We start from the raw sequence: 23,267 nt of genomic DNA, 5'->3' as shown, positions 1-23,267 counted from the left end.
CCGCGCCCGCGCGCACGGTGCCGGCCGCGCCGCGCCCGCCGGCCGGGCCGGTATCGGCGGCGGTTCCCGACGAACGCCAGGCCGAACGGGCGCGCGAGCTTGCGCGCAGCGCCGGCTCGCTGGAGGATTTGCGAGACTTGCTGGCGGATTTCGACGGCTGCAATCTGAAATTCACCGCCAAGAACCTGGCGTTTTCCGATGGCGACCCCGCCGCCGAGGTGATGCTGGTCGGCGAGGCGCCGGGACGCGAGGAGGACATTCAGGGCCTGCCCTTCGTCGGGCGCTCGGGCAAGCTGCTCGACCGCATGCTGGCCGCGATCGGCCTCGACCGCGGCAAGGCCTATATCGCCAACGTGATCCCGTGGCGCCCGCCCGGCAACCGTACGCCGACGCCGCTGGAGACGGAAATCTGCCGGCCCTTCATCGAACGCCAGATCGAGCTTGCCGCGCCGAAAGTGCTCGTCACGCTCGGCGGCCCATCGGCCAAGGCGCTGCTGCGCACCCAGGAAGGGATTTTGCGCATGCGCGGCAACTGGCGCACGCATATCACCGCCTCGGGGGTCGAAATTCCGACGATGCCGACCCTGCACCCGGCCTATCTTTTGCGCAATCCGGCCCACAAACGGCTGGCCTGGCGGGATTTTCTGGCCCTGAAACTGAAATTGCGGGAGCTGAAGGACGACGCCTGACGGCCGGTCGAAACGGCAGGCCGCACATTCGGAGGAGACGATGCAATTGCTGTCGCTGTCCGACCCCGTCCTTGCCGCCTACGCGATCGCGGCAAGCCTGATGATCCTGAAGGTCGTGGCGATGTCGTGGCTGACCGTGGTCCGCATGAAGCAGGAAAATGCCGGGCTGCGCGCCCCGGAAGATCTGAAGCCGACGCGGCTCACCCCCCGGCCCGATCACACGCAGCTTCATCCCAACGAACGCGTCGAGCGCATCCGGCGCATCCAGATGAACGATCTGGAAAACGTGCCGTTCTTCCTGGCCGCCGGCTTTCTCTACACGTTGACAACGCCGCCGCTCTGGCCGGCGCAGCTCCTGTTCTACGGCTACGTCGTCACGCGGCTCCTGCATTTCGCCGCCTATGCCACCGGCCAGACCCACGATATCCGCGCGGCGCTGTGGACGCCCGGCTCGCTGATCATCGCGTTCATGAGCGGCAGCGTCCTGCTGGCCGCCGTCGGGTTCTGATACAGGCCCAGCCCCTCACCCCGCAGCCTTTTTGCGCAAGAAGAGGCGACTTGTGACGATGTCCTTGGCAATCGCCCGCCCGCACGGGTCGCGCACCGAGACATCGGTCACGGTCTGGATGCGCCCGCGCTGAATCACGACCGCCTCGGCCGTGAGGTCGCAACCGCGCGCCGGCGCGAGATAGGCGATGCTCATGGTCGCGGTGGCCCCGCCGGCAACGCCGTCGCCGATCCCCGACGCGGCCGCGGCCGCGCCGGCAATGTCGATCAGCGTGGCGATGACGCCGCCATGGACAAGGTCGTCGAGGGTTACCCGGTCGGGTCCGAAGGGAAGCGTGGCGACGATCCGGTCCGGCTCGATCGTCGTAAAGCGCAGACCGATCCCGCGAGCGACCGGCGAGCCGGCGAGCACGTGGTCGATCCAGCGTCGCGCATCGTGATGCACCATCGGCTTTTCCCTCCGATCCGCGCCCGGACACCGGGCCGCTATCAGGCGCCTTGCGCCGCGGCCGCGCGCAGAGCCGCCGCCTGCAGCCCAGCGAAGCCGGCAACGGCGACCGCCTGGGCGACAACGAAGGCGATGCCGAGCAGGCTCGGCTCGACCAGGCCGGCGACCAGCATACCGAGGCTCGCCGCAACCCACAGCGCGTTGAGAGCGACAATGTCGATCATCAGCAGGCGCGGCACCCGCTCCTTGCGGGCGGTGAAGACCAGCATGGCGACGAAAGGAATGAGCACCAGACCCGCCCACAACAACAGCGGCTGCGGCAGGCCGAGCAACGGCGACAGCACCCCCGCGCCGCCGGCCATCAACAGGCCGGCCGCGCCGCTGACGGCGGCGTCGAGATAAAGCGCGTTGCGCAGGAAGGGTGTGATGGCGACGGTCATGGCAAATCTCCTTGATGCGAGCTGGCCGGCGGCATGGCCTTTGTGAGGCGTCTGCGCCCGACTGGAGGAAGCATGGCGCGGGATCGTGTTGCTGGCGATTACCCGCAAGGTAATGGGATTGCGCGCCGTGCTCGGCTATCTATCGGGTATGAGCACCAAACCCTCGCCGACCGTCGGCGGTCTGATCCGAGAATGGCGCACCCGCAGGCGGATGAGCCAGCTCGACCTCGCGCTCGAGGCCGAGATATCGCAGCGCCATCTGAGTTTCGTGGAAAGCGGTCGCGCCACGCCCTCGCGCGACATGGTGCTGCATCTGGCCGAACGGCTGGAGGTGCCGCTGCGCGCGCGCAACCGCATCTTGCTGGCCGCCGGCTATGCGCCGGGTTTCACCGAGCGTCGGCTCGACGATCCCGCGCTCGGCCAGGCAATGGCCGCCGTCGAGCAGGTGCTGAAAGGCCATGAGCCGTTTCCCGCGATCGCCGTCGATCGCCACTGGAACCTGGTCAAGGCCAACCGGGCGATCGCGCCGTTTCTACAGGCCGTTGCCGAACCCGCTCTCTTGGAGCCACCCGTCAACGTGCTGCGGCTCAGCCTGCATCCGGGCGGGCTCGCGCCGCGTATCGTCAATCTCGTCGCATGGCGCGACCACCTTCTGGAACGCCTGCGCCGTCTCAACGAAACCGTGGCCGACGCAGGGCTTGCGACGCTGGAACACGAATTGCGGGGCTATCCGGCGCCCGCGCGTGAACGGCCGGAACGGCCTCAGCCGGACGGTCCGCTGGTGGCGGTGCCGCTGAAGCTTAAGATCGGCGAAAACGTGCTGTCGCTGATTTCGACGATCACCGTCTTCGGCACGCCGCTCGACATATCGTTGTCGGAACTGGCGATCGAATCGTTTTTTCCCGCCGATGCCTGCTCCGGCGAAATCCTGCGCGCGCTCGCCGCCGGGTGGACGAACGGCACGGCCTCGTGACGCGCTCAGCCCTGCGGCGGGGTCACCCGGCGGGCAGCACCCCGCTCCAGGCCGAGCCGGTGCTCGCGCCAGATGATGAACAGGCCCGCGCCGACGACGATCGTCCCGCCGACCATGACGTGAATGGTGGGAACGTCGCCGAAAACCGTATAGCCGATGGCGATGCCGAGCAGCATGGAAGTGTATTCGAACGGGGCGATGGTCGACATGTCGGCATGGCGATAGCTTTCCGTCATCAGGATCTGGCCGATGCCGCCGCACAGCCCCGCCATCACCAGCATGACGGCCTGCAACGGCGTCAGTGCCGCCCAGCCGAAGGGCAGCGTCAGCAGTCCGGCGACGGTGGCGGTGATGGAAAACCAGAACACGATCGTCGGCGATCCCTCCGTCTTGACCAACCGGCGCACCAGCAGCATGGCGATCGCCGAAACCGCCGCGCCGACCAGGGCGGCCAGCACGCCCAGCGCCTCGCCGCGGCCCAGTTCGGCGCCCGACGACAACAGCGTCAGCTTGGGCCATGAAATGATGGTGACCCCGACCAGCCCGACCATCACCGCGCTCCAGCGAAAAATGCGCACCGTCTCGCCGAACACCAGCGCGCTCAGCATAACCACGATCAGCGGCTGGGCGTAGTTGATGGCGATCCATTCCGGCAGCGGCAGACGCGTCAGGGCGAAAAAGCCCAGCCCCATGGCGATGACGCCGACGACACCGCGCGCGACGTGGCTGAGCGGCCGGCTGGTGCGGAAGGCGACGGCCAGCTCCCGGCGAAAGGCCATGACCGCCACCACCGGGATGACGGCGAACAGCGAACGGAAGAACACGGTCTGGCCGGGCGGCACCTCGCCCGACGCCTTGATGAAGGTCGACATGGCGACGAAGGCGCACACCGAGGCGATCTTGAGCGTGATCCCGGTGAGCGGTCTTCGGTCGTCGTCGTCGTCCGGGAGCGGACTCACGCCGTGGCAGCGTCCTTGATCGCCTGCCAGACACGCGACGGCGTGGCCGGCATGTCGATATGGCGGATGCCGTAGCCGCGATAAAGCGCGTCGGTGACGGCGTTCATCACCGCCGGTGTGGCGCCGATCGTGCCGGCCTCGCCGGCCCCCTTGATGCCGAGCGCATTGGTGGTCGACGGCACGTTGCGGGTCTCGAAGGAAAAGGACGGCACGTCGTCCGCGCGCGGCATGGCGTAGTCCATGAAGCTCGCCGTGATGAGCTGGCCGTCCTCGGCGTAGACGGTGTCTTCGACAAGGGCCTGGCCCGCACCCTGAACCACGCCGCCATGGACCTGGCCGGCCAGAAGCAGCGGGTTCACCGTGGCGCCGAAATCGTCGACGATGGTGTAGGCCAGGATTTCGACGTCGCCCGTTTGCGGCTCGATTTCGAGTTCGCAGATGTGGGTGCCGTTCGGATAGGTGGCCTCGTCCTGGACGAACTCGCCCATGCCCTGCAAGTCCTCGGGCTTGCTGGCCGCCTTGGCGATCGAGGCAAAGTCCATCGACCGGTCCGTGCCGACGATGCGCGCCGTGCCATCGACGAGTTCGATGTCGGCGGCGGCCGCTTCCAGCTCGTCGGCGGCGATCTTGCGGATCTTGCCGGCAAGATCCTCGCCGGCGCGCGCGGCCGACACCCCGCCGAGCGGGATCGAGCGCGAACCGCCGGTGCCGCCGCCGGCGGCAAGCGCGTCAGTGTCGCCCTGATGCACCGTGATACGGTCGATCGGCAGATCGAGCTTTTCCGACACGAATTGCGCATAGGCGGTGGCATGCCCCTGCCCGTTCGACTGGGTGCCGATCCTGAGCGTCACCGTGCCGTCGCCGTTCAACTCGACATGGGCCGGCTCGGAGCCGGCGAAGGCGCAGGCCTCGATATAGGTCGCCATGCCGATCCCGCGCAGCCGGCCACGGGCACGCGAGTCGGCCGCGCGCGCGGCAAAGCCGGTCCAGTCGGCCCGCTCCATTGCCTGGTCCATATGGCCCTCGAACTCGCCGACATCGTAAAGACGCCCGGTCTGGGTACGATAGGGAAACTGCTCCGGGCGGATGAAATTGCGCCGCCGGATCTCGTCGGGCGCCAGCCCGATCTCGCGCGCGCATTCGTCGACCAGCTTTTCCAACAAGAAGGCGGCTTCCGGCCGTCCGGCGCCGCGATAGGCGTCGACCGGGCAGGTGTTGGTGAACACGCCGGTGATCGAAACGTCGAGGGCCTCGATATCGTAGACGCCGGTCGACATGGTGGCGCCGACAAACGGGATGAACGGCCCGTACTGGGAATTGTAGGCGCCCATATTGGCGACGATGGCGACCCGCAGGCCCAGGAAGCGACCGTCGTCGTCCATGGCCATTTCCGCCTCTACCTGATTGTCGCGCCCCTGCGCGTCGGTCATGAAATGCTCCGCCCGGTCGCCGGTCCACTTGACCGGACGGCCGAGACGCTTGGCCGCCTCCAGGACCAGCGGGTATTCGCGATAGACGAAGGTCTTGGGTCCGAACCCGCCGCCGACATCGGGCGTCACCACCCGCAGCTTCTCGGCCGGCATGGCGAACACCTGCTCGGCGATGATGCGGCGCATGGAATGCACGCCCTGCGAGCCGGTGGTCAGCACCAAGCGGTCCTCGTCCGCATGCCATTCACCCAGCGCGGCGCGCGGCTCCATATAGTTGCAGACAAGCCGGTTGTTGTGGAAGGCGATACGGGCAAAGCGCGTCGCCTTGGCGAAGGCGGCCTCGGCCTTGTCGCGCTCGCCGAGCAGATATTCGAAGGATTTGTTGGACCCGGCCTCGGGCCACACCAGCGGCGCGCCGGCGTTGAGGGCGTCGGCGGTGGCGGCGATCGCCGGCCGGTCCTCATAGGTGACATCGATCAGCTCGGCGGCGTCCTGGGCCTGGGCCCGGCTTTCGGCGACGACGAAGGCGATCGCGTCGCCGACATAACGCACCTGGTCCCGGCACAGGATCGGAATATCGCGGGTCGGCGCGCGCGTGCCGTCGGGCTGGCGCTGCATGGCCGGCGATTTCAGCGGGTTGAGATGGGCGATATCGGCGCCCGTCAGCACCAGGTGCACGCCGGGCGCGGCCCTGGCGGCGTCCGTCGAAGCGATCTCGAACCCGGCATTGGCCATCGGCGAGCGCAGCACGTAACCGTGCAGCGTGCCCTCGGGCGCAAAATCGTCCGTGTACCGGCCCTTGCCGGTGATGAAGGCGGCGTCCTCGACGCGCAGGACCGAAGCGCCCATTCCGAATTTCGGCGTCAACACCGTCATGTCATAGTCCGATCGTTGCTTTGGAGAACCAGGGCGGGGTAAGCCACGCCTCAGTTTTGTCGAGCCGCCGTGTCGTGTAAAGGGCAGGCGAACGAATTTGTTGTGCCACGTCAGGCCGAAACCGGCAACGGCGGGGGCGCGCTCCAGGAAAGGTCGGCGCATGCGTTCGGATACCGGTCAGGTTTTTAAACTCGAGGACTACAGGCCCTGCGACTATCTTATCCCCGAGACCGACCTGACCTTCCGGCTCGACCCCGATCGGACGATCGTCGTCGCCCAATTGTCGATCGAACGGCGCGACGGCGCGCGGGCGGCCAAGACGCCGCTGGTGCTCGATGGCGACGGGCTTGAATTGGTCTCGCTCGAAATCGACGGGGCGCCGGTCTCCGGGGACGACTACACGGTTTCTCCAGACCGGCTGAGCCTGCATGCGCCGCCTGCGGCCCGCAGCTTCACGCTCACCGTCACGACCCGACTCGCACCGGCCGGCAACGAGGCGCTGATGGGGCTCTACCGCTCCAACGGCGTCTACTGCACGCAATGCGAGGCCGAGGGGTTTCGCCGCATCACCTATTTCCTCGACCGGCCGGACATCCTGTCGGTCTACACGGTGCGCATCGAGGCGGATCGCGGGTCGGCGCCCCTGCTTTTGTCCAACGGCAATCCGGGCGAAACCGGCCCCCTGCCCGACGGCCGCCATTTCGCCGTCTGGCACGATCCCTTTCCCAAGCCGTCCTATCTGTTCGCCCTGGTCGCCGGCGACCTCGCGGTCGTCAAGGACCGCTTCGTCACGCGCTCGGGCCGGCCGGTCGAGCTCAGCATCTATGTCGAGCACGGCAAGCAAGGCCGCACCGCCTATGCCATGGACGCGCTGAAACGCTCGATGATCTGGGACGAGACGGTGTTCGGGCGCGAATACGATCTCGACGTGTTCAACATCGTCGCCGTATCCGACTTCAACATGGGCGCGATGGAGAACAAGGGCCTCAACATCTTCAACGACAAATATGTGCTTGCCGACGAAGACACCGCCACCGACGCCGACTTCGCCAATATCGAGGCGATCATCGCGCACGAATACTTCCACAACTGGACGGGAAACCGCATCACGTGCCGCGACTGGTTCCAGCTCTGCCTGAAGGAGGGGCTAACCGTCTATCGCGACCACGAATTCTCCGCCGACCAGCGCTCGCGCGCGGTCAAGCGCATCGCCGAGGTGCGGCTTCTGAAAGGGCATCAATTTCCCGAGGACCAGGGGCCGCTGGCCCATCCGGTGCGCCCGCGCCGCTATCGCGAGATCAACAATTTCTACACCGCGACCGTCTACGAAAAAGGGTCGGAAGTCGTGCGCATGATCCGCACCGTCGTCGGCGCGGAAACGTTCCGGCAGGGCATGGATCTCTATTTCGAGCGCCATGACGGCGAGGCGGCGACGGTGGAGGATTTCGTCAGGGCGTTCGAGGACGTCTCCGGCCAGGACCTGTCGCAATTCTTCCTGTGGTACCAGCAGGCCGGCACGCCCAACGTCACCGCCAAGGCCAGCTATTCGGCCGCCGACAAGGAACTGGTGCTGGAGATCGAGCAGTCGGTTCCGCCGACGCCGGGCGAGAGCCGCAAGCGCCTGATGCATATCCCGCTGGCCTTCGGCCTGGTCGGGCCGGACGGCGCGGATATGGGCTGGGATCACGTCGAGGGGGCGACCGTCAGGGACGGCGTCATCCATTTGCGCAAACGCAAGCACAGGCTGCGGTTCGGGGGAATCGCGAAACGGCCGCGGCTGTCCCTCAATCGGGGCTTTTCGGCGCCGGTGACGCTGTCGGTCGAGGAAAAACGCGCCGACCGGCTGTTTCTGGCGCGCCACGACGGCGACCTCTATGGGCGCTGGCAGGCGCTCAACACGCTGCTGGTCGATACGCTGATCCGCAGCGCGCGCCATATCCGCGGCGGCCGCGACGCCGTGCTGCCGGAGGATCTGGTGGCGTTGTGCGGCGATATCGCCGCAGACGACGCGCTGGAGCCGGCCTATCGGGCGCTGGCGCTGACATTGCCCAGCGAAGCCGACATTGCGCGCGAGATGGGCAGCAATATCGACCCCGACGCGATCCTGGCGGCACGGACCCTGCTGGTGCAAGCGATCGCACACGCGCATGGCGCCGACTTCGAGGCGCTGCACGCTGAGATGTCGCAGGCCGGACCGTTCAGCCCGGACGCCGAAAGCGCAGGACGCAGGGCGCTGAAGAACGTGCTGCTCGACTATCTGGCGGCCCGCGGTGCCGACGCCGCGCCGGCGGCGCAACACTATGCCGGGGCCACCAACATGACCGACCGGGCGGCCGCGCTCGCCGTACTCGTCAACCGCCACGCCGGCAGCGCCGAAACGATGCAGGCGCTGGCGGATTTCGAGCGCAGCTATCGCGACGATCCGCTGGTGCTCGACAAATGGTTCCAGATCCAGGCCGCCGCGCCCGGGCCGGAAACGCTCGAAGCGGTGCGCGCGCTTGCCGCTCACCCCGCCTTCTCGGTCGCCAACCCGAATCGGCTGCGCGCCCTGGTCGGAACCTTTTCCAGCGCCAACCAGACCGGATTTCATCGCGCCGACGGCGAAGGTTACCGTTTTTTCGGCGACATCATCCTCGCGGTCGACCGCAAGAACCCGCAGGTCGCGGCGCGGCTGGCAACGGCGCTGCGATCCTGGCGGTCCTTGGAACCGGAGCGCAAGGCCGTGGCGCGCGAGGCGCTGCTGCGTCTGGCCTCTGCCGACGGGCTGTCGGTCGATCTGCGCGACATCGTCGAGCGGACACTCGCCTGAGCGCGCGAATCGCCCGGCCGAAAACCTTAAAATTTTACGAATTTCGCCTCCCGGCTCTGGACAAGGCGAATCGCGTTTGATTCTTTAATAGCGATTCGGGCGTGCGGCGTAGCCGGATCTTTTCGGGGACATTGAGAGGCGAGAAGCCTATGGCGGAGACGGACGCGCGTAGCGCGCCCGAGGCGGATATTTTTGCGCGGCGAACGGGGCGCCGTCGACCGATGCGCGGACTTTCGGGAAACGCGCGCATCATCGCGGCCCCCGCCTATGAACGGCTGATCGCCGCCGAGCCCTATCTGCGTCGTTCGATCCCTACCCTCATCATTGTCTTTCTCGTCATCGTGGCAGCGGCGCGGGCGACGTCGCTGATGTCGTGGCGCGAGGATATCGAGCGCACCGCGCACATGACGCTCGGCCTGGGCGCGGCCCAGATCGCCAGCGCCGTGGAGGCTGCCCGACACGACCCGCAGCCGCACGGACCGAGCCAGGCCTTTCTGGAGCGCTCGGCGCCGCTTGCGGCGCTGCGCAACCAGCACGCGCTGCTGATCACCGACGGACGCTTCCAGGTGGTGGCCGCGACACCGGAACTGCTGTCGTGGACGGGACAGTCGCTGGAAGAGCTGATTTCGGCCGGCCAGCCGCTGTTTCTGTTCGGCGAGCGGGCGGGCGTGATGCCGGTGACGATCGGCGGCGAGCCGTGGCTTGCCACCGTCAGGCTGCTTGCCGACAATCGCGGCGCCACCGCCGCGCTGTTGCCGCGCGAGACGATGCTGGCCGAATGGCGCCGCGCCGTGTCGCTGAACGTTACCTTGTTCGTGATCACGTCGGGCGTGCTGATCGTCGTGCTTTACGCCTATTTCAGCCAGGCCGCCCGCGCCCAGGCCGCCGACCGCATCTACAACGAAGCGCACCAGCGCATCGACCTGGCGCTGGTGCGCGGACGTTGCGGATTGTGGGACTGGGACATGGGCCGCGGCAAGATGTACTGGTCGCGCTCGATGTACGACATGCTCGGCTACGAGCCGTGTGAGGACATGCTGTCCTTCGGCGACGTCGCCGGGATCATCCACGCCGACGACGGCGACCTGTTCGGCATTGCAAACCGCATCGTCTCGCGCGAAGTCGACCAGATCGACCAGATCTTCCGCATGCGCCACGCCAAGGGCCATTGGGTCTGGATGCGGGCGCGCGCCCAGGTGATCGACCCCGATTCCGCCGACGTCCACCTGATCGGCATCGCCGTCGACGTCACCGAGCAGCACAATCTGGCACGCCAGTCCGAACAGGCCGACATGCGGCTGCGCACCGCCATCGAAAGCATATCCGAATCCTTCGTTCTGTGGGATCCGAACGACAGGCTGGTGATGTGCAACACCAAATTCCAGGAGCAGATGGGCCTGTCGGCCTCGCAGGTGGTCTCGGGCACATCGCGCCCCAATCTCGAGGCAAGCATGAACGGCTACGCCTTCGAGCGCAAACTGGCGAGCCCGCAGGGGCGCGGCGGCGGGGCGACCTACGAGCGGCAACTGGCCGACGGGCGCTGGCTGCAGGTCAACCAGCTTCCCACCAAGGACGGCGGCACGGTCTCGGTCGGCGCCGACATCACACAGTTGAAGCTGCACCAGGAAAAGCTGGTGGAAAGCGAGCGCCGGCTGATGGCGACGATCCACGATTTGAGCCTCGCCCGCCGGGCGGAGGAAGAACGTGCCCGCGAGCTGGTCGACCTCAACCGGAAATATATGCGCGAAACCGAGCGCGCCGAGGCCGCCAACCGGGCGAAATCGGAATTCCTGGCCAACATGTCGCACGAGCTGCGCACGCCGCTCAATGCCATCATCGGCTTTTCGGAACTGATGCAGTCGAGCCTGTTCGGACCGCTCGGCTCGGAGCGCTACGAAGAATATACCCGCGACATTCACGCCAGCGGCAACTACCTGCTGGGCGTGATCAACGACATTTTGGACATGTCCAAGATCGAGGCCGGTCAGTTCTCGCTGCAGCGCGAGGAGATCGAACTGGCCGCCTTGATGTCGGAGGCGGTGCGGGTGATTTCGGTTCAGGCCTCGGAAAAGGCGATCGAGATCGAGACCAATATCGCCCAGGCCACGACGCTTCACGCCGACCGCAGGGCCGTCAAGCAGATCGCGCTCAATCTGCTGTCCAACGCGGTCAAGTTCACCGGCGAAGGCGGACGCATCAGCGTGCGGGCGCGCAAGGCCGGCGGCGCGCTGGTGCTGTCGATCGAGGACAATGGCTGCGGCATCCCGCGCGACGCGCTGAAAAAGCTCGGGCGCCCGTTCGAACAGGTCGAAAACCAGTTTTCCAAGAGCCATCGCGGCTCGGGGCTCGGCCTGGCGATCTCGCGCTCGCTCACCGAAATGCACGGCGGTTCGCTGAAGATCAAATCGACCCAGGGCCGGGGCACGATCGTATCGGTGCGCATACCGGTCGCGGAACTGAAGATGGCGGCGTGAGGCCGCCGGTGGCGGGGGCCACGGCAATGCCCGGGAGTCGGGGGGCTCCCGGGCATTCTCTTGGCTATTGCGGGCGGTGCCGGCGGTGATGGCCCTTGCCGCGCCGCGGCATCTCGGACCGGTCGATCACACCGTCATCGTTACGGTCGAGAAGCGCGAACATCTTGCGTTGACGATTTTCGATCTCGTCCGCCGTCAGCGCGCCGTCGCCATTGACGTCGAAACGCCGGATCAGGCGCCGTGCCTGGCGTTCGGCGCGGATGCGCACGATCTCGTCGGCGATTTCGCCGACCGTCATCTGGCCGTCGCCATCCGCATCGGCATTGGCGAGCCTGGCGTCGATCGTGGCGGCATATTCCTCGAAGGTGAGGTCGCCGCTCCGATCGGCGTCGGCGCGTTCCAGGCGCATGCCGTGGCCGTGGCCGCCCTTCCAGCCCTGCCGCATGTCGTCGTCCTGGGCCTGGACCTGGGCGGTGGCGGCGCCGAGCAGGCCGGCCAAAGCCAGGAAGGTCATCGCCGCATTGGTTCTCGTCTTCATCGTTTGCTCCTTTGGGTGGTCGCCCCCGTTGCGAACGGAGCATGGCCGTGCATCCCGGCTTTCAGCCATGCGTCCCACGAAACAGCGCGTCGAAATGGGTGCGAACGCGCCGTGACGTCTCTTCGATATGCGCCTCCAATATCTTCAGTTCGGGCAGATCGGTGTTGCGCAGCATCAGATCGGCCAAACCCGGCGGCATGTCGTCCGGTTCGATCTCGCCGGTCAGGCAAAGCCGCGTCACCTGGGTCAGCCCCATGAACAGGGCAAACGCCTCGACCAGCTCGTCGCGCATTTGCGGTGCGCAGAAATCCGGCGCCAGGCGTGCAAGCAGGTCCGCGGTCGCCGTCGAGCGCTCGCCGGCCAATCCGCCGGTCAGCACGGCCGTCTGGGCGATGAATTCGAGGTCGATCAGACCGCCGGGAACGAGCTTCAGGTCCCACAGGCCGCGCGGCGGCTTTTCGTCCTCGATCAGCGCGCGCATGTCGCGGGCGTCGCCGAACACCTTCTGCCTGTCGCTCGGCATCGCGAGCAGCGCCTCGACTTCCGCCGCCACCGCCTCGCCAAAACCGGGATCGCCGGCCACGACGCGCGCGCGGGTCAGCGCCATGCGCTCCCAGGTCCAGGCGTCCTTGCGCTGATAGTTGCGGAACGCGTCGATATGGGTGGCGACCGGGCCCTTGTTGCCGGACGGCCGCAGGCGCAGATCGAGCTCGTAGAGCACGCCCTCGGCCGTCGGCGCGGAGACGGCGGCGATCAGCCGTTGCGTGAAACGGGCGAAATAGTGCGACGGCGCGAGCGGCCTGGCGCCCGAGGAATCCTCGGCCTTCTCGTCATGGTCGTAGAGCAGGATCAAATCGACATCCGAGCCCGCGGTCAATTCGCGGCTGCCGAGCTTGCCCATGCCCAATATGGCGACGCGGCCGCCGGAAACCGTGCCGTGGCGGCTGGCGAATTCGGCCGAGACCGCGTCGAGCGCGGCACCGATCGTCAGATCGGCGAGATCGGAGAACGCCTTGCCGGCGCGGGTCGCGTCGATCGCGCCGGTCAAAAGCCGCATGCCGATCAAGAATTTCTGTTCGGCGGCGAAAATGCGCAGCCGGTCGAGCGTCTCCTCATAGGCGACCGCGCCCGCCAGAAAGGCGTCGAGCCGGGCGGCCAGATAGGCCTTGTTGGGCAGTTCAGACAACAAGCCGGGATCGAGCAGGCCGTCGAAGACGTGCGGACGGCGGGTGATGATGGCGGCCAGACGCGGCGCGGCGCCCATGATGGTGGCGAGCAGCCGCAACAAGCCGGGATTGGACTGCAGCAGCGAGAAAAGCTGGATGCCGGCCGGCAGGCCGCGCATGAACTCGTCGAAGCGCAGGATCGCCTCGTCGGCCCGCCTGGTGGCGCCGAAGGCCTCCAGCAGCGCCGGCGTCAGCTCGGTCAGCCTTTCGCGCGCTTCGGCCGACTGGGTGGCGCGATAGCGGCCGAAATGCCAAGTGCGGATGACGCGGCAAATGTCGCTCGGCCGTTCGAAGCCCAGATTGCTCAGCGTCTCGAGCGTGCCGGGATCGTCGACATCGCCGGTGAAGACCAGGTTGCCGACGCCGCTGGACAGTTGGGGGGCGCTTTCGAACAGCGCGGCATAATGATCTTCCACATCCTTGAGCGCGGCCCGGAACGCCTGCGAAAAATCCTCGATGGAGGCGAAGCCGCGCAGCCGCGCAACCCGCTCGAGCCCGCCGTCGTCCTCCGGCAGCGTATGGGTCTGTTCGTCGGTCATCATCTGCAGCGCGTGTTCGATGTCGCGCAGGAACCAGTAGCGCGCCGACAGCGTGTCGCGCGCCTCGTCCGAGATCCAGCCCCGTTCGGCCAGACAGGCGAGCATCGGCACCGTTTCGCGCCCGCGCAGTTCCGGAAACCGGCCGCCGGCGATCAGTTGCTGGGTCTGGACGAAAAACTCGATCTCGCGGATGCCGCCGCGGCCGAGTTTGACGTTGTGGCCGCGCACGGCGATCTCGCCGTGCCCCTTGTGGGCATGGATCTGGCGTTTGATCGAATGGACGTCGGCGATCGCGGCGTAGTCCATATATTTGCGCCAGACATAGGGCGTCAGCTCCTTGAGCACATGCGCCGCCACCTTGCGGTCGCCGGCGACCGGGCGCGCCTTGATCATGGCCGCGCGTTCCCAGTTCTGCCCGCGGCTTTCGTAATAGTTGAGCGCCGCCTCGACCGGAATGGCGAGCGGGGTCGAGCCGGGATCGGGCCGCAGGCGCAGATCGGTGCGGAAGACGTAGCCGTGCTCGGTGCGGTCCTGCAGGATACGCACCAACCGGCGCGTCAGCCGTGAAAACAGGTCCGTCGCCTCATAAGGGTCGCCGACCGCCGGCGCCTCGGGGTCGAAAAACGCGATCAGGTCGATGTCGGAGGAAAAGTTGAGCTCGTGCGCGCCGAGCTTGCCCATGCCCAGCAGCACCCAGCCCGAGCCGGTTTCGGGATCGTCCGGGTCGGGCAGAGCGAGCTTGCCCTTGTCGTGCGCCTCGCGCAGCAGGAAGCGGACCGCCGCGCCAATCGCAGCGTCGGCCAGGCGGCTCAACCGCATGACCGTTGTGCGGGTATCGCAGGCGCCGGCAATGTCGCACAGCGCGATCAAAAAATGCGCCTCGGCCTTCAGCCGGCGCAACTGCGCCATCAGGCCGGCCTCGGTCGCATCGCCGCCGCATGCGAGGTTTTCGATCTCGCCGAACAGGGTTTCGAGCCTTGCATCCGCCTGCTGCTCGAACAGGCGCTCCAGGATCGCCGGGTCGCGCCGGGCGACGTCGCGCAAATAGGGCGACAGGGCGAACACACCCGCCAGAAAGGCGGCGAGCGGCGTATCGGAGCCGGCAAGCGCGGCCAGTCGCGGCAGATCGGCCTCGCGCGCGGATTCGCCGAGCGCTTCGAGCTGCTCGGCTGCCTCTTCGGCCGACGGTGCGTTGATCGCACGCGCCGGCGCGCCGAACCAGGCGCGGCCGTCGTCGCGCGGTCTGTCGCCGGCGGCACTCACGATGCCGCGCCCGCGGCGGGAAAGATCATCGCCACTTTCAGGCCGGGATCGGCATCGGCGAGCTCGAGCCGCCCGCGATGAAAGGTCATGACGGCACGGGCCAGGCTCAGCCCAAGGCCGGAACCCGGCTGGGAGCGGCTCGCCTCGAGGCGCACGAACCGCTCGGTGGCGCGCTTGCGGTCGCCGGCGGGAATGCCCGGGCCGTTATCTGCGATCACGATGCGCACCTCCCCTTCGGTTTTCTCCAGCGCGATCGACACGGCCGGCGCCGTGGCGTGCCCCGCACAATACTTGATCGCGTTGTCGACCACGTTTGACAAGGCCTGGGCGACGAGCTCGCGATTGGCCGTCACGGTCTGCGGCCCGGCGATCCGGGTTTTGAGCGCGACGCCGCGTTCCTCGGCGACCGGCTCGTAGAGTTCGGCCACGTCGGCGATGATGCCGGCGAGATCGATCCGGTCGGTCGATTCGGCCGAATAGCCGGCCTCCAGCCGCGAAATCATCAAGATGGCGTTGAAGGTGCGAATGAGCTGGTCCGATTCGGCGATCGCCGCCTCCAGCGCCTCGCGCAGCGCGGCCTTGTCCTTGGAGCCGGCCAGGGCGGATTCGGCGCGCTGGCGCAGCCTGGTCAGTGGCGTCTTCAGGTCGTGGGCGATGTTGTCGGAGACCTGTTTCAGCCCCTCGTTGAGGGCCGAGATGCGCGTCAGCATGGCGTTGAGATTGTCGGAGAGCCGGTCGAATTCGTCTCCGGCCGCGCTGACCGGCAGCCGGCCGGAAAGGTCGCCGCCCATGATGCGCTGGCTCGCCGCGGAAATACTGTCGATGCGGCGCAGCGCGGCGCGGCCGACGAAGAACCAGATCACGAAGGCGCCGATGCCCATGAAGGCGAGCGCGAGGATCAGCGCGCGCTGGACCACCCGGCGGAAGCGCTCCGGCTCGCCGAGATCGCGGCCGACGAGCAGGATCATGCGGTTGGGCAGGCGGATGACCAGCGCCATGGCGGTATGCGCCAGACGTCCGCGCGCGGTCTCGGGCGTCGGCGCGCGCTGGCCAAGCCCGTTGTCGCCGTAGCGCTCATAGGCGAAGGGGCGCTGGGTCCAGCCTTCCAGCTCGAGCACGCCCGGCTGCAGGCTTTCGACATTGCCAGACAGGATGCGGCCATTGGGATCGGCGATCAGATAGAGGTTGGCGCCGGGCTGGCGCGCGCGCTGCTCGACAACACGCACGAGCCGGGGAATGCCGCCGCGCTCGTAGGCGCGTGCCAGATTGCGCGCCTCCTCCTGGATGGTTTCCTGGTTCTGGGCGGCGATGATGCGCACGGAGATCGAGGTCATGTAAATGACCAGAAGCACCGCGCAGGCGCCGAACAAAAGCAGATAGAGCGCGGAAAGCCGCGCGGCCGTCGTCTTCATGATGGCCGGCAGGCGCATCGTCAGCCGGCTTTCAGCATGTAGCCGGCGCCGCGCACCGTGTGCAGGAGCGGCTTGTCGAAGCCCTTTTCGATCTTGCCGCGCAAGCGCGACACGTGCACGTCGATGACATTGGTCTGGGGATCGAAATGATAATCCCAGACATTTTCCAGAAGCATGGTGCGGGTCACCACCTGGCCGGCGTGACGCATCAGATATTCCAGCAGCCGGAACTCGCGCGGCTGCAGGGCGATCTCGCGGCCGGCGCGACGCACCGTGTGCGACAGCCGGTCGAGCTCGAGGTCGCCGGCCCGGTAGACGGTTTCCACGTCGCCGGCGCCGGCACGCCGGTTGAGCACCTCGATGCGGGCCAGAAGCTCGGACAGGGCAAACGGCTTGGTGAGATAGTCGTCGCCGCCGGCCTTGAGGCCGGTCACGCGGTCGTCGACCTCGCCGAGCGCGGACAGGATCAGGACCGGCATGCGTTGCCCGCGCGCCCGCAGGCCGGCCACCACCGACAGGCCGTCGCGGCGCGGCAGCATGCGGTCGACGATCAACACGTCGTAGTCGCCGCCGTCGGCGAGCGTAAAACCGGTTTCGCCGTCGCCGGCCACATGCGTGGTGTGGCCGGCCTCGTTCAGGGCCCGCTCCAGATAATCGGCCGCCTCGCGGTCGTCCTCGATCAGCAGAATCTTCATGGCGGCCTTATACGACACAAGTCTTGCAACGCGCACCGGGCCGCGGCGAGGCGGCCCGGTGCCTTGAACCGTCTTTGGCGGGCGCCGCGGCCAAAAGCCCGGACGCCCGGCTTGGTCTACGCCGTCAGCCGCGGGCGACCGGCAGGGCGACGAAACGGTTGGTGTCGTCGCGCTGCAACTGGAACAGCACCGCCTTGCGCCCGGCGCGCGAGGCCTCCGCCACCGCTTTTTCGACGGCGTCGGCGCTGTCGACGGGTACGGAATTCACCGCCACCACGATATCGCCGGAGCGGATGCCGCGATCGGCGGCGGCGCTGCCCGGCTCGACCGCGGTCACGACCACGCCCTCGCCGCTGTCGGCGGCAGTGACGGTCAGGCCGAAATTCTCCAGAAGATCGCCTTCGGACTGCTCGTCGGTCTGCAAGGCGGCCTGCTTTTCCACGCCCGGCATCTCGGTCAGCTCGACCGCGATCTTCTGGCTCTCGCCATTGCGCCACACCGTGATCTCGGTCTTGGTGCCGGGCGTCATGCCGCCGATCAGGCGGGCGAGTTCGCGCGGCGAGGCCACCTCCTTGCCGTCAACGTCGACAATCACGTCGCCCGGCTTGATGCCGGCGGCGAACGCCGGGCCGTCGGATTGCGGTTCGGTGACCAGCGCGCCCTTGTTTTCGGCCAGGCCGAGCGATTCGGCGATATCGTCGGTGACCGGCTGGATCTGGACACCGAGCCAGCCGCGATCGACCGTGCCATCTTCGATCAGTTCCTTGACGACCTCGTTGGCGATCGAGGCGGGAATGGCGAAGGCAATGCCGACATTGCCGCCCGAGGGCGAGAAGATGGCGGTGTTGATGCCGACCACCTCGCCGTTCAGATTGAAGGCCGGACCGCCGGAATTGCCGCGATTGACGGCAGCGTCGATCTGGATGAAGTCGTCATAGGGGCCGGCGCCGATGTCGCGGCCGCGCGCGGAGACGATGCCGGCGGTGACCGTGCCGCCGAGACCGAACGGGTTGCCCACGGCCACCACCCAGTCGCCGACCCGCACCTTGGCGTCGTCGGCAAAGGCCACATAGGTGAATTTGCGCTCCTCGGCGACCTTGAGCACGGCCAGGTCGGTGCGCGGATCGGTGCCGATCAGGGTCGCGTCGATTTCCGTCCCGTCATCTATCATCACCGTGAATTCGGAACCGCCGTCCACGACATGGTTGTTCGTGACGAGATAGCCGTCTTCGCTGATGAAAAAGCCGGAGCCCTGGGAGACGGGCCGGGCGCGTCCGCGTCCTTCGGGGCGGCCGCCGCGCGGCCCAGGCCCGAAGAACCGGTCGCCGCGGAACTCGCGGAAGAAACGCTTCAGCGGGTGACCGTCCGGCAGGTCGTCGAAGCCCGGCCCGCCGAAAAACGAGCCTGGACCGCGATCGTTCGCCGGCTGCAGCTTCGCCTTGACCCGGACGCTGACGACGGCCGGCGAGACGCGCTCAACGATGTCGGCAAATCCGGGCGCGGCGGGCGCGTCGACCCTGACCGCCTCGGCCAGGACGGGCTGGGTGCCGGAGGTGATGGCGGTAAAGCCGACCGCCGAGGCGACCGCGACGGAGGCGACCGCAGCCAGGAGCCGCTTGCTGGTTCGGGAGGCAGTGTTTTGCGGTGAAGTCATGGTCTGCTGTTTCCTTTCGGATCCACGTTCACGATGAACTCTTCTGGACCCGACAGGTAGTTGGCATCACATTACGGCACCATTTCCGTCGCATGAAAATTTGGTAATGTTGACAAGGCGCGGCCTCGCCGTCCGGCCGGGTCGCGTCCTTGCCGTCACGCGCCCGTGCGGACGACCGTCTTGACCTTGGCGCGCGCCTCCAGCGTGCGGTGGACGGGGCATTTGTTGGCGATCTCCTCGATCTTGTCCGCCAGCGCCTCGGGCACCTCGCCGTCGACGGTGATCACCCGTTCGAAGCGGTCGATCTTGCCGCCGTTGGAGCGTTCCTCGTCGCTGCATTCCTCGCAGTCGCGCGCATGCACCTTGGCATGGGACACGTCGACGCTGACCCGGCCGAGTTCGAGCTTCTTGAAATCGGCATACATGCGCAGCGTCATGGAGGTGCAGGCGCCAAGCGCCATCGACAGGAAATCATACGGCGACGGGCCCGTGTCCAGGCCGCCGACGCTTTCGGGCTCGTCGGCGAACAGGCGGTGGCGGCCGGCCTGGACGGCGTTCTGGAACTTGCCGGCGCCGGTTTCCGTCACCCGCACATGCTCGACATTCTCCGTCCCCTGGGGCGTGTCACGGCGCATATAGCGGCCGGCCCAGCCGACGATCACCTGGGCGGCAAACTCGGCGTCGTCGGGATTGGTGAGCAGATGATCGGCCTTGTCGAGCGACACGAAGCTCTTGGGATGCTTGGCGCTGGTGAAGATCGTCGTGGCGTTTTCGATACCGACGACGGCATCGACGGGCGAGTGCAGCACGAGCAGCGGCTTTTTCATGCGCGCGATCGCGTCGGCCAGATGGGTCGCGCGAACGTCGTCGACGAATTTCTTGCCGATGCGGAAGCTGCGCCCGGCCAGCGTCACGTCGGCCTCGCCCCTGGCCTCGATCTCCGACAGGCTGGAGTCGAAATTCTTCAGCACGTGGCCGGTGTCGGCCGGGGCGCCAATGGTGACCACGGCCTTGGCTTCGGGCACGTCCTTGGCGACCGCCAGCACGGCCGCGCCGCCAAGCGAATGACCGATCAACAGCGACGGCGCCTCGTAGCGCTCGCGCAGAAATGCGGCCGCCGACAAAATGTCGGCGACGTTGGAGGAAAAATCGGTCGAGGCGAATTCGCCCTCCGACGAGCCCAGCCCGGTGAAGTCGAAACGCAGCACCGCCACCCCGGAACGCGACAGTTCGGAAGCGAGCCGGCGCACGGCGACCAGATCCTTGGAACAGGTGAAGCAGTGGGCAAACAGCGCATAGGCGCGCACCGGCCCGCTCGGCGTATCGAGGCGCGCCGACAGCTTGGCACCCGAATGGCCCTCGAAATCCACGCGCACGATCGTTTCCTTCATGGCACTCCTCTTTGCCCGAACCAGTCGCCGGGCCGGCTCAGTCCGTGTCGCGCGACTTGCGCAGGATGGCGTCGAGTTTCTTCCGCTCCTCCGCGCTCAGCGGAAGCGGACCGGATCGCTTGGCACGACTGTTGAGGAAGATGAACATGCCGCCGACGACAAGCAGCACAGCCGGCGTCGCCCACAGCGCGGCATTGCGCAGGCTGAAGCGCGGCCTGAGCAGGACGAACTCGCCGTAGCGTGCGACCACGAAGTCGATCACCTCCTTGTCGCTGTCGCCGGCAACCAGACGCTCGCGCACCAAAACGCGCAGATCCTTGGCAAGTTCGGCGTTCGAATCGTCGATCGACTGGTTCTGGCACACCAGGCAGCGCAGATTGACCGACAGCGCGCGCGCGCGCTCCTCCAGTGCCGGATCGTCGAGCACCTCGTCGGGCTCGACGGCCAAGGCGGGGATGGCCCATGCCCAGGCCAAGACCAACAGCCCGGCGGCCAGATGGCGCGCCGTCGGCCTCATGGAGCGGCGGCCGCCGGCTCGGCCTTCCTGGGGCGCGCCGGCGCGCCGACGCGCAGGCGCCGGTCGGCCAGCGACAGGGTTCCGCCTATCATCATCACCAGCGCGCCGAGCCAGATCAGCGTCACCAGCGGTTTCCACCAGATGCGCACCACGACGCCGCCATCATCGGTTTCGTCGCCGAGCGAGACGTAGAGCTGGCTCAGTCCCAGCGTCTCGATACCGGCCTCCGTGGTCGGCATCCGGCGCGCCGTGTAGAGCCGTTTCGACGACATGATGGTGGCGATCCGGTCGCCGTCGGCGTTGAAGACCGGGAAGATGCCCTGGTCTTCGGTGTAATTCGGGCCGCGATGCGGGCTGAGCGCCTCGAAGCGCAGCGTATAATCGGCCACGTCGACGGTCTCGCCGGGCTTCATGGTCAGGATCGTTTCGGTCTGCAGGGTGACGACGGCGACCACGCCGAGCGTCGACAGGCCAAGTCCGAGATGGGCGAGCGCCGTGCCGTGGGCCGAGCGCGGCAGGCCGACGAGCCGGCGCAGCGCCGTTCTCGGCGTCACCTTGCCGATGCCCGCGCGCAGCGCAAGGTCGGTCAGCGCGCCGAAGACCAGCCAGAAGGCAAGGCCGATGCCGAGCGCGGCCAGCGCGGCGTTCCTGTCGAGAAACAGCAGCGCCAGGATGCCGGCGAGCGCGGCGAGCGCGAACGCCATCGTCAGGCGCTGCGCCGCGGCAAACAGGTCGCCGCGCTTCCACGCCAGAAGCGGGCCGAACGGCACGGCGACGAGAAGCACGGCAAAGACCGGGCCGAAGGTCAGGTTGAAAAACGGTTCGCCGACCGAGATCTTGTCGCCCGTCACCGCCTCGATGGCGAGCGGGTAGAGCGTGCCGACCAGCACCGTGGCGGTGGCCGTGCTCAAAAACAGATTGTTGAGCACCAGCGCGCCCTCGCGCGAGATCGGATGGAAAAGCCCGCCCGGGGCGAGCGACTGCGAACGCCAGGCAAACAGCGCCAGCGCCCCCCCGATGAAAAACACCAGGATCGCCAGGATGAAAACGCCGCGGCTCGGATCGCTGGCGAAGGCGTGCACGGATGTCAGCACGCCAGAGCGCACCAGGAAGGTGCCGAGCAAGGACAGCGAAAAGGTGAGAATGGACAGAAGAAGCGTCCATATCTTCAGCGCGCCGCGTTTTTCCATCACGATCGCCGAATGCAGCAGCGCCGTGCCGGCCAGCCATGGCATGAAGGAGGCGTTCTCGACCGGATCCCAGAACCAGAAACCGCCCCAGCCGAGCTCGTAATAGGCCCAGAACGAGCCCATGGCGATGCCGCCGGTCAGAAAGACCCAGGCGACCAGCGTCCACGGCCGCACCCAGCGCGCCCAGGCCGCGTCGATTCGTCCCTCGATCAGCGCGGCGACGGCGAAGGAAAAACAGACCGAAAAGCCGACATAGCCCAGGTAAAGCAGCGGTGGGTGGATGGCGAGCCCGATATCCTGCAGGATCGGGTTGAGATCGCGCCCCTCGATCGGCGCCGGATTGAGCCGGGCAAACGGGTTCGAGGTCATCAGGATGAACAGGAAAAACGCCGCGCCGACCATGCCCTGCACCGACAACACGGTGGCCTGCAGGGTTGCGGGCAAATTGCGCCCGAACGCGGCGACCAGGGCGCCGAACAGGGTCAGGATCAGGACCCACAACAGCATGGAGCCCTCGTGATTGCCCCATGTGCCGGTGACCTTGTAGAGCATCGGCTTTTGCGAGTGCGAGTTCTCGAACACGTTGACGACCGAAAAATCCGACAGCACGTAGGCCATGACCAGGGCCGCGAAGGCCAGTGCCGTCATCGCGAAGCAGGTGATGGCGACCGGCCGTCCGGTGGCCATCAGCCGGGCGTCGCCGGTCCGCGCGCCGACGAGCGGCAGCACCACCTGGGCCAGCGACAGCGCGAAAGCCAGCACGAGGGCGAAATGTCCGGTCTCGATCATCATGGCGCTACTCCTGGGCGTGCTGCCAGACGCCTTGTTCCTTCAGGCTGTCGGCGACTTCCTTCGGCATGTAGTTTTCGTCGTGTTTGGCCAAAACGCTGTCGGCCACGAACGTGCCGCCGGCATCGAACGTGCCTTCGGTGACCACGCCCTGCCCTTCGCGAAACAGGTCCGGCAACAGGCCGACATAGACCACAGGCACCCGGTTCTCGGTATCGGCGACGGCGAAGGAGACCTGGCTGCCCTGGCCGCGCACCACCGAACCGTCCTCGACCAGGCCGCCGAGGCGCACACGCTGGCCGGGCGGCACCGCCGCGTTCGCGATGTCGGCGGGCATGTAGAAATAGGAGGTCTTTTGCCCGAGCGCATAAAAGGTCAGCGCCGTCGCCGCGCCGAGAAAACCCAGCGCGCCGGCGATGATCGACAATCTCTTCTGCTTGCGTGTCAT

Annotated in this window: 18 protein-coding genes; 5 read left to right on the top strand and 13 right to left on the bottom strand. The window is 67.2% G+C overall.

Features of this window, described 5'->3' with window-relative positions; translation table 11 throughout:
- Together EP380_RS22485 and EP380_RS22480 are read left to right on the top strand one after the other, a co-directional pair.
- Window positions 1–689 (top strand): uracil-DNA glycosylase (locus tag EP380_RS22485; RefSeq protein WP_164749962.1); only part of this gene is annotated, 689 nt, incomplete at its 5' end.
- Between the two features lie 40 nt (window positions 690–729).
- Complete coding sequence (locus EP380_RS22480) at window positions 730–1,197, top strand: MAPEG family protein (RefSeq protein WP_127601033.1); 468 nt, start codon at window positions 730–732, stop codon at window positions 1,195–1,197.
- Between the two features lie 15 nt (window positions 1,198–1,212).
- On the opposite strand, the gene EP380_RS22475 is transcribed toward EP380_RS22480, so the two are convergent.
- Window positions 1,213–1,644, bottom strand: coding sequence for a PaaI family thioesterase (locus tag EP380_RS22475; RefSeq protein ID WP_127601031.1), 432 nt, complete (start codon window positions 1,642–1,644; stop codon window positions 1,213–1,215).
- A 41-nt stretch (window positions 1,645–1,685) separates the two neighbouring features.
- Window positions 1,686–2,084 (bottom strand): hypothetical protein, encoded by a 399-nt coding sequence (locus tag EP380_RS22470; protein ID WP_127601030.1) that lies wholly within the window; start codon window positions 2,082–2,084, stop codon window positions 1,686–1,688.
- Window positions 2,085–2,232: 148 nt separating this feature from the next.
- Between EP380_RS22470 and EP380_RS22465 the strand changes: the two genes are divergently transcribed.
- A complete protein-coding gene (locus EP380_RS22465) occupies window positions 2,233–3,057 on the top strand; it encodes a helix-turn-helix domain-containing protein (protein WP_127601039.1) in 825 nt (274 codons plus the stop codon).
- 5 nt (window positions 3,058–3,062) lie between these two features.
- On the opposite strand, the gene EP380_RS22460 is transcribed toward EP380_RS22465, so the two are convergent.
- Together EP380_RS22460 and EP380_RS22455 are read right to left on the bottom strand one after the other, a co-directional pair.
- The gene (locus EP380_RS22460) at window positions 3,063–4,016 is read right to left on the bottom strand and encodes a DMT family transporter (RefSeq protein ID WP_127601028.1); all 954 of its coding nucleotides are present in this window, start codon (window positions 4,014–4,016) and stop codon (window positions 3,063–3,065) included.
- On the bottom strand, window positions 4,013–6,322 hold the full coding sequence (locus EP380_RS22455; RefSeq protein WP_127601026.1) for a xanthine dehydrogenase family protein molybdopterin-binding subunit: 2,310 nt from the start codon (window positions 6,320–6,322) through the stop codon (window positions 4,013–4,015). The genes EP380_RS22460 and EP380_RS22455 overlap by 4 nt, the downstream gene beginning before the upstream one ends.
- 160 nt (window positions 6,323–6,482) lie before the next feature.
- Between EP380_RS22455 and pepN the strand changes: the two genes are divergently transcribed.
- Together pepN and EP380_RS22445 are read left to right on the top strand one after the other, a co-directional pair.
- Window positions 6,483–9,131 (top strand): aminopeptidase N, encoded by a 2,649-nt coding sequence (gene pepN / locus EP380_RS22450; protein WP_127601024.1) that lies wholly within the window; start codon window positions 6,483–6,485, stop codon window positions 9,129–9,131.
- A 149-nt stretch (window positions 9,132–9,280) separates the two neighbouring features.
- Complete coding sequence (locus EP380_RS22445; RefSeq protein WP_106571019.1) at window positions 9,281–11,605, top strand: PAS domain-containing sensor histidine kinase; 2,325 nt, start codon at window positions 9,281–9,283, stop codon at window positions 11,603–11,605.
- Between the two features lie 64 nt (window positions 11,606–11,669).
- Here the strand turns inward: EP380_RS22445 and EP380_RS22440 are convergent, their stop codons facing one another.
- The 9 genes from EP380_RS22440 to ccmE all read right to left on the bottom strand — a co-directional run bounded on the left by EP380_RS22440 (window position 11,670) and on the right by ccmE (window position 23,267).
- A complete protein-coding gene (locus EP380_RS22440) occupies window positions 11,670–12,143 on the bottom strand; it encodes an EF-hand domain-containing protein (protein WP_238720009.1) in 474 nt (157 codons plus the stop codon).
- 61 nt (window positions 12,144–12,204) lie between these two features.
- Complete coding sequence (locus EP380_RS22435; protein ID WP_127601022.1) at window positions 12,205–15,171, bottom strand: bifunctional [glutamine synthetase] adenylyltransferase/[glutamine synthetase]-adenylyl-L-tyrosine phosphorylase; 2,967 nt, start codon at window positions 15,169–15,171, stop codon at window positions 12,205–12,207.
- Window positions 15,168–16,607 carry a sensor histidine kinase gene (locus EP380_RS22430; RefSeq protein ID WP_127601020.1) on the bottom strand — a complete coding sequence of 480 codons (1,440 nt, stop codon included), beginning with the start codon at window positions 16,605–16,607 and terminating at the stop codon, window positions 15,168–15,170. Before EP380_RS22430 ends, EP380_RS22435 begins: the two co-directional genes overlap by 4 nt.
- Window positions 16,604–17,278 carry a response regulator transcription factor gene (locus EP380_RS22425; protein ID WP_106571022.1) on the bottom strand — a complete coding sequence of 225 codons (675 nt, stop codon included), beginning with the start codon at window positions 17,276–17,278 and terminating at the stop codon, window positions 16,604–16,606. The genes EP380_RS22430 and EP380_RS22425 overlap by 4 nt, the downstream gene beginning before the upstream one ends.
- Window positions 17,279–17,402: 124 nt before the next feature.
- Window positions 17,403–18,932: a Do family serine endopeptidase gene (locus tag EP380_RS22420; RefSeq protein ID WP_127601018.1), complete on the bottom strand. Its 1,530-nt coding sequence runs from the start codon at window positions 18,930–18,932 to the stop codon at window positions 17,403–17,405.
- Between the two features lie 155 nt (window positions 18,933–19,087).
- Entirely contained in the window at window positions 19,088–20,323 is a 1,236-nt protein-coding gene (locus EP380_RS22415) for a bifunctional alpha/beta hydrolase/OsmC family protein (RefSeq protein ID WP_127601016.1), read from the bottom strand.
- A gap of 37 nt (window positions 20,324–20,360) precedes the next feature.
- Window positions 20,361–20,840 (bottom strand): cytochrome c-type biogenesis protein, encoded by a 480-nt coding sequence (locus tag EP380_RS22410; RefSeq protein ID WP_127601014.1) that lies wholly within the window; start codon window positions 20,838–20,840, stop codon window positions 20,361–20,363.
- A complete protein-coding gene (locus tag EP380_RS22405) occupies window positions 20,837–22,819 on the bottom strand; it encodes a heme lyase CcmF/NrfE family subunit (RefSeq protein WP_127601037.1) in 1,983 nt (660 codons plus the stop codon). Before EP380_RS22405 ends, EP380_RS22410 begins: the two co-directional genes overlap by 4 nt.
- Before the next feature lie 7 nt (window positions 22,820–22,826).
- Window positions 22,827–23,267, bottom strand: a complete 441-nt coding sequence (gene ccmE, locus EP380_RS22400) for a cytochrome c maturation protein CcmE (protein WP_106571026.1) — start codon at window positions 23,265–23,267, stop codon at window positions 22,827–22,829.

Origin of the sequence: Nitratireductor alexandrii (assembly GCF_004000215.1) — a bacterium.
Lineage (GTDB): Bacteria > Pseudomonadota > Alphaproteobacteria > Rhizobiales > Rhizobiaceae > Mangrovimarina > Mangrovimarina alexandrii.
Note: the sequence above shows the minus strand (reverse complement) of the source record. Positions and strands in the feature narration are given on the sequence as shown.